This window comes from Lentzea sp. NPDC102401 (assembly GCF_044765805.1).
Classification (GTDB): domain Bacteria; phylum Actinomycetota; class Actinomycetes; order Mycobacteriales; family Pseudonocardiaceae; genus Lentzea; species Lentzea sokolovensis.
In genome coordinates this window covers 214,593-228,525 of record NZ_JBIWKS010000011.1, presented here as the reverse complement: position 1 = coordinate 228,525, position 13,933 = coordinate 214,593, and the positions used below count along the sequence as shown (strand labels likewise).

The 13,933-nt window shown below is 69.8% G+C and carries 15 protein-coding genes; 5 read left to right on the top strand and 10 right to left on the bottom strand.

What is annotated here, in order from left to right:
* Nucleotides 1-7: 7 nt before the first annotated feature.
* Together ACIRG5_RS33490 and ACIRG5_RS33485 are read left to right on the top strand one after the other, a co-directional pair.
* Nucleotides 8-1,099: a CapA family protein gene (locus ACIRG5_RS33490; RefSeq protein WP_402912239.1), complete on the top strand. Its 1,092-nt coding sequence runs from the start codon at nucleotides 8-10 to the stop codon at nucleotides 1,097-1,099.
* A gap of 27 nt (nucleotides 1,100-1,126) precedes the next feature.
* Nucleotides 1,127-1,663 (top strand): Uma2 family endonuclease, encoded by a 537-nt coding sequence (locus ACIRG5_RS33485; RefSeq protein ID WP_402912236.1) that lies wholly within the window; start codon nucleotides 1,127-1,129, stop codon nucleotides 1,661-1,663.
* On the opposite strand, the gene ACIRG5_RS33480 is transcribed toward ACIRG5_RS33485, so the two are convergent.
* The 4 genes from ACIRG5_RS33480 to ACIRG5_RS33465 all read right to left on the bottom strand — a co-directional run bounded on the left by ACIRG5_RS33480 (nucleotide 1,653) and on the right by ACIRG5_RS33465 (nucleotide 5,378).
* On the bottom strand, nucleotides 1,653-2,579 hold the full coding sequence (locus tag ACIRG5_RS33480) for an o-succinylbenzoate synthase (protein ID WP_402912639.1): 927 nt from the start codon (nucleotides 2,577-2,579) through the stop codon (nucleotides 1,653-1,655). The genes ACIRG5_RS33485 and ACIRG5_RS33480 overlap by 11 nt on opposite strands.
* A gap of 8 nt (nucleotides 2,580-2,587) precedes the next feature.
* Nucleotides 2,588-3,013 carry a hypothetical protein gene (locus tag ACIRG5_RS33475; RefSeq protein WP_402912233.1) on the bottom strand — a complete coding sequence of 142 codons (426 nt, stop codon included), beginning with the start codon at nucleotides 3,011-3,013 and terminating at the stop codon, nucleotides 2,588-2,590.
* A gap of 314 nt (nucleotides 3,014-3,327) precedes the next feature.
* Complete coding sequence (locus tag ACIRG5_RS33470) at nucleotides 3,328-4,701, bottom strand: ATP-binding protein (RefSeq protein ID WP_402912230.1); 1,374 nt, start codon at nucleotides 4,699-4,701, stop codon at nucleotides 3,328-3,330.
* Nucleotides 4,698-5,378, bottom strand: coding sequence for a response regulator (locus ACIRG5_RS33465; RefSeq protein WP_402912227.1), 681 nt, complete (start codon nucleotides 5,376-5,378; stop codon nucleotides 4,698-4,700). The genes ACIRG5_RS33470 and ACIRG5_RS33465 overlap by 4 nt, the downstream gene beginning before the upstream one ends.
* A gap of 129 nt (nucleotides 5,379-5,507) precedes the next feature.
* Between ACIRG5_RS33465 and ACIRG5_RS33460 the strand changes: the two genes are divergently transcribed.
* Nucleotides 5,508-7,019 (top strand): trypsin-like serine protease, encoded by a 1,512-nt coding sequence (locus ACIRG5_RS33460; RefSeq protein WP_402912224.1) that lies wholly within the window; start codon nucleotides 5,508-5,510, stop codon nucleotides 7,017-7,019.
* On the opposite strand, the gene phnE is transcribed toward ACIRG5_RS33460, so the two are convergent.
* From phnE to ACIRG5_RS33440, 4 genes are read right to left on the bottom strand one after another with little or no spacing between them, the layout of a single operon-like run.
* Nucleotides 6,937-7,722: a phosphonate ABC transporter, permease protein PhnE gene (gene phnE, locus ACIRG5_RS33455; RefSeq protein WP_402912221.1), complete on the bottom strand. Its 786-nt coding sequence runs from the start codon at nucleotides 7,720-7,722 to the stop codon at nucleotides 6,937-6,939. The two genes, ACIRG5_RS33460 and phnE, sit on opposite strands and share 83 nt — an antisense overlap.
* A complete protein-coding gene (locus ACIRG5_RS33450) occupies nucleotides 7,719-8,336 on the bottom strand; it encodes a phosphonate ABC transporter ATP-binding protein (protein ID WP_402912218.1) in 618 nt (205 codons plus the stop codon). Before ACIRG5_RS33450 ends, phnE begins: the two co-directional genes overlap by 4 nt.
* Nucleotides 8,336-9,223, bottom strand: a complete 888-nt coding sequence (locus ACIRG5_RS33445; RefSeq protein WP_402912215.1) for a phosphate/phosphite/phosphonate ABC transporter substrate-binding protein — start codon at nucleotides 9,221-9,223, stop codon at nucleotides 8,336-8,338. Before ACIRG5_RS33445 ends, ACIRG5_RS33450 begins: the two co-directional genes overlap by 1 nt.
* 1 nt (nucleotide 9,224) lies before the next feature.
* Nucleotides 9,225-10,340, bottom strand: a complete 1,116-nt coding sequence (locus ACIRG5_RS33440; protein ID WP_402912212.1) for a TIGR03364 family FAD-dependent oxidoreductase — start codon at nucleotides 10,338-10,340, stop codon at nucleotides 9,225-9,227.
* A gap of 96 nt (nucleotides 10,341-10,436) precedes the next feature.
* On the opposite strand from ACIRG5_RS33440, the gene ACIRG5_RS33435 reads away from it, so the two are divergent.
* Together ACIRG5_RS33435 and ACIRG5_RS33430 are read left to right on the top strand one after the other, a co-directional pair.
* On the top strand, nucleotides 10,437-11,183 hold the full coding sequence (locus tag ACIRG5_RS33435; protein WP_402912209.1) for a GntR family transcriptional regulator: 747 nt from the start codon (nucleotides 10,437-10,439) through the stop codon (nucleotides 11,181-11,183).
* Complete coding sequence (locus ACIRG5_RS33430) at nucleotides 11,180-11,839, top strand: phosphonatase-like hydrolase (protein WP_402912206.1); 660 nt, start codon at nucleotides 11,180-11,182, stop codon at nucleotides 11,837-11,839. The genes ACIRG5_RS33435 and ACIRG5_RS33430 overlap by 4 nt, the downstream gene beginning before the upstream one ends.
* Here ACIRG5_RS33430 and ACIRG5_RS33425 read toward each other — a convergent pair.
* Entirely contained in the window at nucleotides 11,813-12,241 is a 429-nt protein-coding gene (locus tag ACIRG5_RS33425; RefSeq protein WP_402912203.1) for a hypothetical protein, read from the bottom strand. The genes ACIRG5_RS33430 and ACIRG5_RS33425 overlap by 27 nt on opposite strands.
* Nucleotides 12,238-13,878 carry a DNA repair helicase XPB gene (locus ACIRG5_RS33420; RefSeq protein WP_319975831.1) on the bottom strand — a complete coding sequence of 547 codons (1,641 nt, stop codon included), beginning with the start codon at nucleotides 13,876-13,878 and terminating at the stop codon, nucleotides 12,238-12,240. The genes ACIRG5_RS33425 and ACIRG5_RS33420 overlap by 4 nt, the downstream gene beginning before the upstream one ends.
* Nucleotides 13,879-13,933 lie beyond the last annotated feature (55 nt).

Genomic DNA, 13,933 nt, shown 5'->3' with positions numbered 1-13,933 from the left:
GGCATTCGTGCTGGTCACCGGGTTTCTGCTGTCCGCGTGCACCGGCTCGCCCGTCGTTATCACCTCGGCGTCTCCCACGCCTGCCTCGACGTCCCAGACTCCGCCACCGCCGCGTTCGTTCGTGCTGACCGCCGGTGGCGACATCCTGATCCACCCGCCGCTGACCGACCAGGCGGTCGCCGACGGCGGCGCGGCCGGGCGTGACTTCCTGCCGCTGTTCTCGGGCATCAAGGACACCCTGAAGGCAGACCTCTCCCTGTGCCACCTGGAGGTGCCGCTCGGTCCGAAGGAAGGCCCGTTCTTCGGCTATCCGGCCTTCCTGGCGCCTCCCGAGGTGGCGAAGGGCCTGGTCGACGTGGGGTACGACTCGTGCTCGACCGCCTCGAACCACACGCTGGACCGCGGAGTTTCGGCGATCACCTCGACGCTGGACGCGATGGACGCGGTCGGCCTGAAGCACACCGGCTCGTTCCGCACGCAGGAGGAATCCGCCGCGCCGCTGATCCTGGACGCGGGCGGGGTGAAGGTCGCCCAGCTGTCGTTCACGTACGGCTTCAACGGCATCCCGCTGCCCCAGCCGTGGCGCGCGAACCAGATCAACGCTCAGAAGATCTTGGCTGACGCCCGTGCCGCTCGTGCCGCCGGCGCCGAGGTCGTGGTGCTGTCCGTGCAGTGGGGGAACGAGTACCAGCACGAGGCGACCGCCGACCAGAAGGCGCTGGCCCGTCAGCTGCTGGCCGACCCCGCTCTGGACCTGATCATCGGGACGCACGTGCACGTCGTGCAGCCGTTCGAGAAGATCGGCGACAAGTGGGTCGCCTACGGGCTCGGCAACGAGGTCGCCCGGCACTCGGAACCTCGCGGGGTGACCGAGGAGGGGGCGATCGCGCGGTTCAAGTTCGAGCAGCGACCTGCCGGGTGGACGGTGGTCGAGGCCTCCTACACGCCCACGCTGGTGGAGCTGGGGCCGCCGATCCGGCTGGTGGACCTGACGCGCGTACCTGCTTCCGCCCGGCGGACCGAGGCGATCAACCGGACCGAGGGGATCGTGTTCAGCATGGGCGCGGCGGAGCAGGGGCTGACGAGGGCCAAGCCTTAGATCGGCTCCATGTGCCACGGTGATCGAGTGACCGAACTGCTGACCGTTGCTCAATACGCCGCGCTCGGAGAAGCCGGCTACACCGAACTCGTCGAAGGGCGTCTGATCCGGTCGCCCGGGGCGCTTGCCGAGCACAACTTCGCCTGCGGCAACCTGATCATGCAGCTCGCCGGTCAGCTTCCGGAGGATCTCCAGGTCGCCTACGCCGTCGACGTGGACCTGGAGCTGGCCCTGCCGGGCGAACCCGGTTTCGTCCGCCGCCCTGATCTGGTCGTGTTCCCACGCAGACGGCCGACAGGTGGCCTTGTCAGGGCGGCGGAGGTCGTCCTCGCTGTCGAGGTGCTGTCGTTCAACTCGCACTACACGGATCGTCGCGCCAAGCGTCTCGACTACGCGGAGGCCGGCATCCCGTTCTACTGGATCATCGACCTCGGCAAGCCTGTCTCGCTGACTCCGCTGCGCCTCACCGAGCGGCGGTATCAGGAGGCATCCGCCGAGACCGGTGTCCACGAGTCGGTCGAGCCGTTTCCCCTGAAGATCCAGCTGGATCTGCTCACCGAGTGAGTTTGCTCAGCACCCTGGCGTATCGGTCGATCCAGGCCTGGTCCCCGGTCTCGAACTCCTCGACGCGGTCCGGCACGGGTGGTTTCGAGAGCACTGGCAGGTAGCCGTCGACCGGGGTGAGCGAATCGCTCGTGACGTCGCCGTCGAGCAGCTGCAAAGTCGCCAGCCCGCACGCGTAGTCGAGTTCAGGCAGCGCCGCGGCCAGCGCAACCCCGGCCGCCATCCCCACCGACGTCTCCAACGCCGACGACACCACGCACGGCAGCCCGCACGCCTCGGCCACCTCCAGGGCCTTCCGCACGCCCCCGAGCGGCGCCACCTTGATCACCGCGATGTCCGCGGCACCGGACACGGCCACCTTCAACGGGTCGTCGGCCTTGCGGATCGACTCGTCCGCGGCGATCGGCACGGCGACCCTGCGCCGCACCGCCGCGAGTTCGTCCAGCGTGTGGCACGGCTGTTCCACGTACTGGAGCCCGCCGGAGGCCTTGTCCATGGCCCTGATCGCGGTGACGGCCGTGTCGACGTCCCACAGCATGTTCGCGTCGATGCGCACAAAACCTTTTGGTCCCAGCGCGTCCCGCACGGCTTCGAGCCGCGCGCAGTCCTCCGCCAGCGTCGACTCGGCGACCTTCACCTTGGCCGTCGAACAACCCGACCGCGCCACGATCTCGTGCGCCCGTTCAGGGCTGACCACGGGCACGGTGCAGTTGACCGGGATGCGATCCCGGACCGGCGCCGGCCAGCCCTCGTTCGCGGCTTCCAGTGCGCACGCCAGCCAGGCCATGGCCTCGTCGTCGTCGTACTCCTCGAACGGGCAGAACTCGCCCCACCCGGCCGATCCTTCGAACAGCAGGCCGGTGCGCCGGGTGATGCCGCGGAACCGGGCGCGCATCGGGATGGAGTAGACGTGCACGCGCCGATTCAAGCGCACTTCTGGAACTCCAGCGAATGCCCGCCCCCGCGCAGGTTCACGGTGCCGACGGGCTGCACGGTCAGCAGGGTGCACACGATCTGCTGGACAGCGGGGCCACTGAGCTGCGAGACGTCGCCGGAAATGGTGACGTCGAGGCCGTTCGCGACGCGGTCGACGGTGGCGGGCGCGGCGTCGAACGGCACCTCCGTGGCGAGGCCGCGGGACTGCTCGTCGTTGGTGGGGCCTTTGGCGAGCAGCGCCACGACGTCGAAGCCGCTCAGGCTGCCCTCCGGCCGGCCGACGGGAATCACCCTGCCGCCGGGGGCGACCCAGAAGAGCATGGGCGAGGTGTTCTCGGCGGGGCCGCTGGGGGCTTCGAGGCCGGGAATCGGGTCGGTCGGGCGGATGCCGCACGCGGTGAGCACGGCGAGCACGAGCACTGCCAGCCCGAACCCGCGCAGAGGCCGCCCCGCCGAGGACCTGCGGTGCGAGGCGTTGACGGCGGCTCCGGTGGCGATTCTGCGGCCGGGCTGCTTAGCCGGTGGCGACGCACCGAAGTGCGGCGGTGCGGTCCCGCCGGCTTCGTGGCTCGGCGTTCGCCCGACGCCGGCTGCGTGAACGAGGCTTCGCCACCGGGAAGGCGCGCCTGCAGCGTCCGTCTGCGCTGTCGGTCCGAGCGCGCGCAGGGGTCCCCTCCTGGGGGTCCCCCTGTTTCCATTCTTCCAGGCGGCACCGACAGTTTCCGGCCTCACGACTCACCTCCCAGCGGCAGCCGCAGCGTGAACAACGCCCCGCCATCCGGCCGGTTCTCCGCCACCAGCGTGCCCCCGTGCAGCCGCGCGTTCTCCCACGCGATCGCCAGCCCCAGCCCGGATCCCTCCGACCGCCCGCGAGACGAGTCGGCCTTGTAGAACCGCGCGAACACGTGCGGCAGGACCTCCGCGGGCAGGCCGTCCCCTGAATCGGCGACCTCGATCACCAGCGAGGACCCCGAGACCGACAGCACGAGGGACACCGGAGCGGCTCCGTGCCGCAGCGCGTTGCCGACCAGGTTCGCCACGATCACGTCCAGCCGCCGCGGATCCAGCCGCGCCCGCACCCCGTCCGGCAAGGTCGCGGAGATCTCGAAGCCGCGCATCCGCAGGCAGGTTCGCACCACCTCGGCCACGTCGACGTCGTCCAGCGCCAAAGCAGCCGTGCCCGAGTCGAACCGGGTCACCTCGATCAGGTCGTTCACCAGCCGGGTCAGGTTCAGCGTCTCCCGGTTCACCAGCCGCGCCGCCTGGCCCGCGACACCGGGCAGTGAGGCGGTCTCGGCGTCCAGCACGTCGGTCACGGCCGTCATCGCGGCCAGCGGAGTGCGCAGCTCGTGCGACACGTCCGCCACGAACCGCCGTGCGTCCGCCTCCATCCGTCGCAGCTCGCCGACGTGGTGTTCCAGCGAGGAGGCCGTGCTGTTGAACGTCGACGCGACGGACGCCAGTTCGTCGCGCCCGCGCACCGGCACCCGAGCCGAAAGGTCTCCCTGTCCGAGTTGCCAGGCCGCCAGCTGCAGTTCGCGGACGGGGCGCAGCACGCCGCGCGCTGCCAGGAAACCCAGGCCCAGAGCCAGAATCAGCACGGCACCGCCGATCAGCCACGCGTTGCGCGCCAGCTCGTCGACGAACGCGATCTCCGACGTGAACGGCCGCAGCACGTACACCTCGATGCCCGACGGGGCGCCGGACGACACCCGCAGCTGCATGCCGACGACGAGCCACACGCCGTCCTGGTACGCCACGCGTTGCCAGCCGACGCGTCCGGACGACACGAGCGAACGCAACTCGGCGGTGATCACCGACGGGTTCATGCCGCCCGCGGAAACCCCGTTGCCGTAAGCCAATGCCTGGCCTTCGCGTCCGGAGACGCGGGCGGCGACGCGTTCCAGGACGGCGACGTCCACTGGCCGCGACGGCAGCGGGTAGAGCTGCTCGACGCGGTTCGTGGTCTCGATGACGGCGTTGTCCTGGGCGCGCTGCACGATCGCGTCGCGTGCCCGCACGTAACCGGCGCCGGCGACGGCCGCCGCGGTCACGATGGTCAGCAGGGCGAACGCGAGCAGCAGTCGCAGGCGGAGCGTCACAGCGGTCCGAAGCGGTAGCCGAATCCGCGCACGGTCTGGACGTACACGGGCGCGGCCGGGTCGTCCTCGATCTTCGAGCGCAGCCGCTGCACGCACGCGTCGACCAGCCGCGAGTCGCCGAGGTAGCCCTGGTCCCACACGGAACCCAGCAGTTGCTGCCGTGACATCACGCGGCCCGGCGACGAGGAGAGCTCCAGCAGCAACCGCAGTTCGGTGGGAGCCAGCGAGACCGGCTTGCCGAACCGGGTGACCACGAGGCTCTCGCGGTCGATCGTCAGGTCGCCGTAGCGCTCGGCCACGACCTCGGCGACCGAAGCCGTCGACCGTCGCAGCACGGCGCGGATGCGTGCCTCCAGCACGCGGGCCTGGGCCGGTTTGGCCACGTAGTCGTCGGCGCCGGCTTCCAGGCCCGCGACGACGTCGATGTCGTCGTTGCGCGCGGTCAGCATGATGATCGGGAGGTCGCCGGTGGCACGGATGCGGCGGCACACCTCGAACCCGTCGACCCCCGGCAGCATCAGGTCCAGCACGACCACGTCGGGTGTGACGCTGCACAGCAGGTCGAGGCCCTCCTCGCCCGTGCGCACCGCGTCCACGGTGTGTCCCTGGTAGGTCAGGGCGAGCGACAGTCCTTCGCGGACCGCCTCGTCGTCCTCGATCAGCAGTACGCGCGGCATGTCCTCCAGCTTTCCCGATGGGTCTCATGGGGACGTTCTTGCGACGTCATCGTTGCGTAACGAGCGCCCGTGCGCAGTTGTTGCGCGGCTATCACCGTGTGCGGACACAGCTTCGACAGCCTCTGTGACATGCGAAAAGTGCTACCGGCGATGACCTTCGCCGCTCTCGCGATGATCACCACCGTCACCCCGGCGCTGGCGATCAGAGGCGGTGCCGAGGCCCCGGCCCCCTACCCGTTCTCCGGCTCGTTGCAACGCCCCGACTCGCCGCGCGCGGACGGCCACACCTGCGGCGTCACGCTCGTCGCGCCGCAGTGGGCCGTCACGGCGGGCCACTGCACCAGGAACAACCCCAGCCTCGCCCAAGTCGGCAGGCCGAAGAACTGGTCGGTCCGGCTCGGCACGCTCGACGCGGGCAGCGGCGGCGAGGTGATCGAAGTCGAGCGGTTCATCACCTACTCGCCCAACCCCGTCCACGAAGGCGACATCGGCCTGCTGAAGCTGAAGAAGAACGCGAAGACCAAGCCCGTCGCACTGCCGAAAGCACGGCCCGCGGAAGGCACGACAGCACGGATCCTCGGCTGGGGCATGACGTGCGACCGCCGCGCGCCCGAGTGCTACCCGCAGAAGCTGCGCGAGGCCGACACCGTCATCCAACCGGCCGCGGCCTGCGAGGGCATCTACGCGGATCGCGAGCTGTGCATCGGCGCACTGGACGGCAGCGTCGCGGCCACGAACATGGACTCCGGCGGCCCCGCACTCGTCCGCGACGGCGACCGCTGGGTGATCGCCGGCATCGTCAGCGGCGCGGGCGGCGACGACCGGCCCGTCATGTACACCGACGTCCACCACTTCACCGGCTGGGTCGACGACGTCGTCACCGGCAAGATCAACCCGCCGGACACCCCGGTGCCGAACCTCGAAGGCGCCGCGTCACTGGGTGGCGTGTGCTCGGCGTCCGTCGTCAGGACCGGCCACACCAAGCCCGGCGATCCGGCGCTCCTGCTCACCAACGGCCACTGCGTCCCGGAACGCCCTGCACCAGGCCAGACCCTGAGGGACGTCGCGCTCAAGCTCCCGGTCACCATCGGCGACCGCCAGGGCTACCAGCAGGCCAAAGCAGAAACGACCCGTCTGGTCTCGGCGACCATGACCGGCTCCGACACGGCGCTGTTCGAGCTCGACCAGACGTACGCGCAGCTCAAGGCCAAGGGCGTGAAGATCTTCAGGCTGGCGGACAGGCCGGCCAGGCCCGGTGAACGCGTCGACATCATCTCGGCGGGCAACGGCAACCGCTTCAGCTGCACGATCGAAGCCGTCGTCCCGCATCTGCGCGAAGAGGGTTACACGCAGGACAACGCCTACCGCTACAACCCGGAGTGCACGCCGTCGCACGGCGGTTCGGGTTCACCGATCGTGCTCAAGGACGGCGTCACGGTCGTCGGCGTGCACAGCACCGGCAACGACAACGGTGAGCAGTGCACGGCCAACAACCCCTGCGAGGTCGCAGCGGACGGCACGGTGACCGTGCACCAGGGCGCCCGCTACGGCCAGCAGGTCAAGCACCTAGCCGCTTGCGCACGAGACCAGAAGCCTGGTCGACCACAACGACCAGAAGCAGCACCACGAGGATGTGCGTGACCATCTCGTCGAACCGGAACAGCTTGATCGACTGGTTGATCAGGAAGCCGATCCCGCCCGCGCCGACCAGGCCGAGCACGAGCGACGACCGCACGTTCACGTCCAGCCGGTAGAGCAGAAGTCCCGCCAGGGAAGGCATCACGGTCGGGAGTACCGCGTGCAACGCGATCTGCGGACCGGACGCACCGGTCACCTTCAACGCGTCGCGCGGCCCGCGGTCGCTCTCGTCCATCGCCTCCGCCCAGAGCTTCCCCATCACGCCGGTGTTGTGGAACACCAGCGCCAGCACGCCCGCGAACGGCCCGAGCCCGACCGCCGTCACGAAGATCAACGCGAACACGACGTCCGGCACCGAGCGCAGGAACGACAGCACCGCGCGGGCGGCCTGCTGCGCCCACGCCGCCGAAGTCGTGGCACGAGAGGCCAGAAGTGCCAGGGCCAGCGCGAACGGGATCGAGAACGTGGTGCCGAGCAGTCCGATGTAGAGCGTGATCACCGCTGCATCCAGGGACTTCCCGAGCACCGAGAAGTCCGGCGGCAACGACTCCGCCAGGAAGTCCGCCATGCCGTCCCAACCGGCGATCAGCGCGGCGGGGGAGAACTCCGTGGCCTGCCAGGCAAGTACGTGCACGACGACGGCGATCGCCACGACGACCCACACCGTGGCAGACGGCCGGCGACGCTTGGGAACCGCGAGCGTCATGCCGCCACCGCCGTCCGCATGTCCACGATCCGGTGCGCGTACGTCCGGGCGAGCTCGGGCTGGTGCAGCACGGCCACCACCGCCAGACCTTCGGCAGCGAGGTCCACCAGCAGCTCCATCACCTGCACGGCGGCCTGCGGGTCGAGCGCCGACACCGGTTCGTCGGCGAGGATCACGTTGGCGCGCTGGCACAACGCCCGCGCGATCGCCACACGTTGTTGCTGGCCACCGGAAAGCCGCGCGCAGCGGTCCAGCGCGCGGTCCGCGAGCCCGACCCTGTCCAGGCACCGCATGGCTTCCTCCCGGACGTCGGCGGGGAAGTACAACGAGCGGTGCAACGGAAGCCGGCCGAGAGCGCCGGAACAGACGTTGTCCAAAGCGTTGCGGCGACCGACGAGATGGATCTTCTGGAACACCATCGCGGCGTTCCCGCCGACGTCGATCGACCCGCCGTCCGGGGTCTCCAGCCCGACCACGCATCGCAGCGCCGTGGACTTGCCCGAGCCGTTCGGCCCGAGCAGCGCCACGAACTCGCCGGATTCGACGGAGAGGTCGAACCCGTCCAGCACGACCCGTCCGCCGAACGACTTGCGCAGGCCGCGGATGGCGAGCATCAGACGTCCTCTTCCTTGAGCCCCAGCGTGGTTGCGAGGTCGAAGAGCACCTTGTACGTGTCGTTGCCGACCTGGACGAGCGGTCCGGGCGGGGTGACGTCGAGGAACGCGCCGACCTTCTCGACGTCCGCGGTCTCCAGTTCCAGCAACGCCTTGCGCACCTTGTCCTTGAACGCCGGGTCGAGGTCGCCGCGCACGGTGATCGGGTCGTTCGGGATCGGCTCGGACTTCCAGACCTGGCGGAACCTCGACTCGTCGAACGTGCCGGCGGACCGCGCCGTGGCGAGCGTCTGGCTGTTGATCTCGGCGGCGTCGACCTTGCCGTTGACCAGCGACAGCATCGCCTCGGGATGACCACCCGCGTAGTCGAGCTTCACCCCGCCGACGTCGTGCTTCTTGAGGCCGTAGCGGGGAAGCGCGTCACCGGACGCCGACCCGACGCTGCTCAGCGCGAGCGACTTCCCGGCCAGGTCCTCGATCTTCTGCGCGGGCGAGTCCTTCGCGACCCAGATCCCGGCGGTGTAGCTGGTGAGCTTCCCGGAGCCGTCCGCGAACGAGACCATGGGCTCCGCGCCGGCCTTCTGCGCCGCGAAGACGTAGCCGAGCGGGCCGAACTGGGCGATCTCCAGCTTGTCGTTGCGCATCGCCAGCACCTCGGCGGCGTAGTCGTCGACGACCTGCAGCTCGACCTCGCAACCGAGCTTCGAGGTCAGCGCCTTCGCGAGCACCTCGTAGGCGGGCTTGAGCTTCTCCGGGTCCTCGTAGGGCTCGACGCCGAAGCGCACCTTGCCGTTCGGGCAGTCACCGCCGCTGGAAGCGGAGTTCGTGGTGCCGCAGGCTGTTGTCAGCAGCAGTGCCGCGGCGAGGACGACGCTGAAGGCTCTCATCTCACATCTCCTGGAGGAGGTCGTCGAGCACGGCCGGGGCGAGGCCGAGCGCGGTGGTCATGCCGATGCCGGAGGTGACCGAGACGGCCCTGGTGAGGGGAACGGGCGTCGCGGTCAGGAAGGGTTCTGGGGCCGACGCGTAGATCCCGCGCCAGCGTTCGAGCACGCGCAGGCTGGGAACGCCGAGCAACCGGGCCGTCTCGGTGAGGACCAGGTCGTCCAGGTCCTCCGGCCGGTACGGGTCGACCGTGCGGCTGTAGTGGTGGGTGTCGCCGATCGTGAGCGAGCCGTCGGGGAGCTGGGTGAACATCAGGTTCAGCCCCGCCTCGACCAGCTCGGGGTGGTCGTTCGTGAGGCGCTCGCGGACCTTCTCGGTGCTCGGGCACCGCGCGAACGCCTCGTAGCGCAGCATCGAGAACCCGGTCAGCACGGCCGGGTCGATCACGCCGCCGTGCGCGACGCGCAGCATGCGCAGCTGGCAGCGCTGGATCTCGCGTTCCTCGGCCAGGTCGGGGAAGAACCTGTCGACGTCGTGGCCGACCGCGACGACCGCCGCACGGCAGCGGAGCTCCCCGCGAGAGGTGCGGACCAGGCCCGGCTCGACGGTGAGCACGTTGGTCGACCAGTGGAACGTGACACCGCGCGCGGCCAGCAGAGCGGCGATCGCGTGCACGGCTTCGCGAGGGTTGACGCGGATGTCGAGGGGGAGCAGGGCCGCGCCAAGGATCGAAGGATTGTTGAACAATCCGACACCTGAATCGTTGAACGATTCCTTCGTCGAATTGTTCAACAACTCAACATCACGGACCGCGGCGAACTCGCGCAACACCTCAAGTTCGTCCTCGTGGCGAGCCACGACGGCCGAGCCGGACTCGCGCAGCCAGAAACCGGCCTCGCGAGCGAGTGTCAGCCACTGTTCACGCGCGGCCATCGCGTACTCGAACGCCACTCCGTCCTGGGCGGTGAAGCAGCCGTGCCCGAAGTTGCGCACGGAAGCCCCGGCCGCGTGCTCGTCCCGCTCGACCACGGTGACGGAGAGACCCCGCCGCACCGCGTGCCAGGCGTGCGCGAGCCCGACGATCCCCGCGCCGACGACCACCAGGTCCACACTTGTCATGACAAGAACGATGAGTGGCTCCACAACCAGAATCAATGGCTGTGCTGATGTGTTCACTTGGAGTTCAGACTTGTTATGACATGTATCGTTCGACGCATGGAGATGCCACTGCACGAGCGCATCGCGGCCGACCTGCGCCGCCGCATCGGCTCGGGTGAACTCGCCGTCGGCGACCCCGTGCCGTCCGAATCGCAGCTGTGCGCGCAGTGGAACGCCTCGCGCGCGCCGGTCCGGCAGGCACTCACGTCGCTCAGGGCCGAAGGCATGATCGGCGGCGGCCGCGGCAAGCCCGCGGTGGTGCGCAGGCACACGCTGTCGCAGCCGTTCGAGACGTTCCTGTCGTTCTCCAGCTGGGCCGCGGGACTCGGACACGTTCCGGGACAACGGACCCTGGAGATCGCGCGCCGCCCGGCCGACGCGGACATCGCCGACGCTCTCCAACTCGACGAGGGCACGCCGGTCGTGCAGCTGCTCAGACAACGGCTGATCGACGGCCGCCCGACGATGCTGGAGCGCACGACGTTCGTGGAACCGGTGGGGCGCCTGCTGTTCGACTTCGACTGCGACAGCGGGTCGCTCTACGCGCACCTGGGGGCGCACGGCGTCGACATGACCGTCGCACGGCACCAGATCGACGCGGTCGCGGCCGACGAGACCGACAGCGAACTGCTGGAAGTCGCTCTGCACGCACCACTTCTGCGCGAACGGCGGCGAGCGTCCGGAATGGACGGAAGGCCGGTCGAGTACTCCGACGACCGCTACCGCCCCGACATGGTCAGCTTTTCGATCGAGAACTCCCAGCAGGCGCACCCGGCGCTGCTGCGGGACTGGAGGGCCTCGTGAACCCCGTCGACCTCGTGGTGCTGGACATGGCCGGCACCACCGTGGAGGAGCACGGACTCGTCTACAAAGCCCTGGCGGACACCGTGATCGCGGCCGGTGGCAGCGCGGACGACGTCGGCAGGTGGATGGGTGCCGACAAGTACGAGGCGATCTCGTCGATGCTCGGGCGCTCCGAAGTGGACACCGAGTTCGCCGACTTCCACGAGCGGCTCGCGAAGTACTACGCCGAGATGCCGCCGACGCCGATCCCGGGCGTCCCGGAAGCGTTGGCGCAGCTGCGTTCCAGAGGTGTGAAGGTCGCGCTGACCACCGGCTTCGACCGGCCGGTCGTGGACGGCCTGCTCGACGTCCTGGGCTGGCGCGAGGGCGTGCTGGACGCGGTGGTGTGCGTGGACGACGTGTCCGCGGGCCGCCCGGCGCCGTACATGATCTTCAAAGCGATGGAGCTGACCGGCGTCCGCGACGTCCGCCGCGTGCTGGCGGCGGGAGACACCGCGAGGGACCTGCGGGCGGGCACGAACGCCGGTGCGGGCTTCGTCGTCGGCGTGCTCAGCGGCAGCCAGACGGCGGAGGAACTCGGCGCCAGCCGCCACACACACCTGCTCCGCAGCGTCGCCGAGATCCCGGCACTAGTCGAGAGCGGCGGTGTGGCGTAGCTGCTCCGGCGTCGGGTCGGTGACCAGCACCCGCAACGCGTCCGCGAACTGGTCGAAGCGCCGGTCGAACTCGGCCAGTTCGCGCGACGGCTCCGCGACCAGCGCCGCCCGCCCCGCCCTGGGCACGGCGGTCGCCAGCGCGTCACGAAGAGGCTGAGCCCGGCGCAACGCCACGAGCAGCGTCCACAGCCGTTGCTCGACCAACGCGACCTGCACCGGATCGCCGGTCACCCGGAGGAAGTCGGAACGCACGGCCGTGGCACGGCGCCGCTGCGCCGGACAGGTGAAGTCGGCGGACCGGACGGCCTGCGTGTCCGGCGCCGACTTCGCGAGCGACTCCTCCGACCGGAACCGCCGCACGGGCACGGTCCCAGCCGGGTCCCACATCCACCAGAACGTCATCCGACCAGGTCGTCCGCGTCGACGATCTTGTACGCGTACCCCTGTTCCGCCAGGAACCGCTGCCGGTGCGCCGCGTAGTCGGTGTCGAGGGTGTCGCGCGAGACGACCGAGTAGAAGTGCGCCTGCCGCCCGTCACCCTTGGGCCGCAGGATCCGGCCGAGGCGCTGGGCCTCCTCCTGCCGCGACCCGAACGTGCCGGACACCTGGATGGCGACGGACGCCTCCGGCAGGTCGATCGAGAAGTTCGCGACCTTGGACACCACCAGCGTCTGGAGCTCGCCGCGACGGAACTGGTCGAACAGCTGCTCGCGTTCCTTGTTCTTCGTCGATCCCTTGATCACCGGCGCCCCCAGCTCCTCGCCCAGCTCGTCCAGCTGGTCCAGATAAGCACCGATCACCAGGGTCGGCTCGCCGGGATGCCGCTCCAGCACCCGTTTGACCACCGGGATCTTCGTCCGGGCCGTCGAACAGAGCTTGTAGCGCTCCTCCGGCTCGGCCGTCGCGTACTGCAGCCGCTCGTTGTCCGTCAGCGTCACCCGGACCTCGGTGCACTCCGCGGGCGCGATCCAGCCCTGCGCCTCGATGTCGCGCCACGGCACGTCGTAGCGCTTCGGCCCGATCAACGAGAAGACGTCGCCCTCCTGGCCGTCCTCGCGGACCAGGGTCGCGGTCAGCCCGAGACGGCGGCGCGACTGCAGGTCGGCGGTCATCCGGAAGACCGGCGCGGGCAGCAGGTGGACCTCGTCGTAGACGATCAGGCCCCAGTCGCGCGAGTCGAACAGCTCCAGGTGCTTGTACTCGCCCTTCGACTTGCGGGTGATGACCTGGTAGGTCGCGATCGTGACCGGCCGGATCTCCTTGCGCTCACCGGAGTACTCGCCGATCTCCTCCTCGGTCAGCGAGGTGCGCGCGATCAGCTCCCGCTTCCACTGCCGTCCCGCCACGGTGTTCGTGACCAGGATCAGCGTGGTCGCCTGGGCCTCGGCCATCGCCGCCGCGCCGACCAGCGTCTTGCCCGCGCCGCACGGCAGCACGACGACGCCGGAGCCACCCGCCCAGAACGCCTGCGCGGCCAGTCGCTGGTAGTCGCGCAGCTTCCAGTCGGTCTCCTCCAGCTCGATCGCGTGGGCCTCGCCGTCGACGTACCCGGCGTGGTCCTCGGCCGGCCAGCCGACCTTGAGCAGCAGCTGCTTGAGCCGTCCGCGCTCGCTCGGGTGCACGATGACGGTGTCGTCGTCGATGCGGGCCCCGAACATCGGCGCGATCTTCTTGTTGCGCAGCACCTCTTCGAGCACCGCGCGGTCGTTGGAGTGCAGCACCAGCCCGTGCGCGGGGTTGTTGGCGAGCACCAGCCGCCCGAAGCGGCTCATCGTGTCGACCACGTCCACCAGCAGCGGCTGCGGCACCGGATAGCGGCTGAACCGCACCAGCGCGTCCACCACCTGCTCGGCGTCGTGCCCTGCCGCCCGTGCGTTCCACAACGCCAGCGGCGTCACGCGGTACGTGTGCACGTGCTCCGGAGCCCGCTCCAGCTCGGCGAACGGCGCGATGGACGTGCGCGCGTCGTTCGCGAGCGGGTGGTCGACCTCGAGCAGCAGCGTTTTGTCCGACTGGACGATCAAAGGGCCATCGGTCACGCCGACAAGTCTCCCTGACGACGCCAAATGCGTTCGACCAGCGTCAACTGGTGAC

Excerpts from the sequence above, each read along its gene's own strand:
- ACIRG5_RS33465 (WP_402912227.1), bottom strand. The coding sequence starts at position 5,378 with ATGCCGCGCGTACTGCTGATCGAGGACGACGAGGCGGTCCGCGAAGGA.
- ACIRG5_RS33460 (WP_402912224.1), top strand. The coding sequence starts at position 5,508 with ATGCGAAAAGTGCTACCGGCGATGACCTTCGCCGCTCTCGCGATGATC.
- phnE (WP_402912221.1), bottom strand. The coding sequence starts at position 7,722 with ATGACGCTCGCGGTTCCCAAGCGTCGCCGGCCGTCTGCCACGGTGTGG.
- ACIRG5_RS33450 (WP_402912218.1), bottom strand. The coding sequence starts at position 8,336 with ATGCTCGCCATCCGCGGCCTGCGCAAGTCGTTCGGCGGACGGGTCGTG.
- ACIRG5_RS33445 (WP_402912215.1), bottom strand. The coding sequence starts at position 9,223 with ATGAGAGCCTTCAGCGTCGTCCTCGCCGCGGCACTGCTGCTGACAACA.
- ACIRG5_RS33440 (WP_402912212.1), bottom strand. The coding sequence starts at position 10,340 with ATGACAAGTGTGGACCTGGTGGTCGTCGGCGCGGGGATCGTCGGGCTC.
- ACIRG5_RS33435 (WP_402912209.1), top strand. The coding sequence starts at position 10,437 with ATGGAGATGCCACTGCACGAGCGCATCGCGGCCGACCTGCGCCGCCGC.
- ACIRG5_RS33425 (WP_402912203.1), bottom strand. The coding sequence starts at position 12,241 with ATGACGTTCTGGTGGATGTGGGACCCGGCTGGGACCGTGCCCGTGCGG.